Genomic DNA, 964 nt, shown 5'->3' on the forward strand with positions numbered 1-964 from the left:
AATGTAATATAAGATAAATTTTCTTACATAAATCCATTTATTTTCATATCTTTACTATATATGTAAATTAAAAAAATGTCAATAATCTTATTCAGATACTTTTTCAAAAACTTATTATAAAAAGAGCCTTGCCAATACAAGCATTGTAAGGCTTTTTGGTTCAAAATCAATTTAATATTAAATCATTAAATTGAAAGTAAAATTAGATTTTAAAATTGAATCATATTATAAAGATTATCTTTATCGGTTTGCGTTATGCCAATGTAACGTAATGTTACCTCGGCGGATGAGTGATTGTAAACTTGCATAATTAAGGCTATATTGTGAGTTTTATTATACGCATCATATCCCCAGGTTTTTCTAAGGGAATGACTGTTGAAGTTATCCAAGTGCAGGGCCTGGCCGGCATCTTGGAGTATGCGCTGCGCCTGTGTAGTACTGATATGCTTTTTCCCCCTCCCCTTGCGACTGGCAAAAAGATAATCGTCATACTGTAAATTGTAATCCTTAATATAATTCTTTAAAGTGGATTTTAATGCTGTGTTAATTGCGATATGCTTTTCTTTTCCCGTCTTTTGTTCTTTAAGAGCTATGTATTCCCGGAAGTACCCACTTTGATGAAAAAAATCGCATACCCGAAGAGGTACTATATCGCTGATTCTTAGAGCCGTATTTAACTGAGTTTTAGCCATTACATAATCTCGCATGTTTTTTCCCTTTAAATATGCAAATAATTCTTGCAATTTCTTCTTATCGCGGATTGGCTCTGTGGTTTTATTCATCTTAAAAAAGTCTCCCTATTGAATGTAATATAAAAATATAAAAGATACAATTTTATTACATTCGTTTCTTATTTCATGGTTAATCAATCAATTTTAGCAAAAAAAACCTTAGATTACAAGAGGGTTTCCGACACATCCGGTAGGCTGCCGCGAATGTAATATAATTTATCTTATATTACATT

At 31.3% G+C, this 964-nt stretch carries 1 protein-coding gene; it reads right to left on the reverse strand.

Going from position 1 to position 964, the window contains the following annotated elements; all coding sequences use genetic code 11:
* Positions 1–209: 209 nt before the first annotated feature.
* Positions 210–782, reverse strand: a complete 573-nt coding sequence (locus H8S80_RS33890) for a tyrosine-type recombinase/integrase (protein ID WP_118033320.1) — start codon at positions 780–782, stop codon at positions 210–212.
* Positions 783–964 lie beyond the last annotated feature (182 nt).

This window comes from Hungatella sp. L36 (assembly GCF_014288035.1).

Bases quoted from the DNA above. Each gene is read 5' to 3' on its own strand.
- H8S80_RS33890 (WP_118033320.1), bottom strand. From the start codon at position 782: ATGAATAAAACCACAGAGCCAATCCGCGATAAGAAGAAATTGCAAGAA.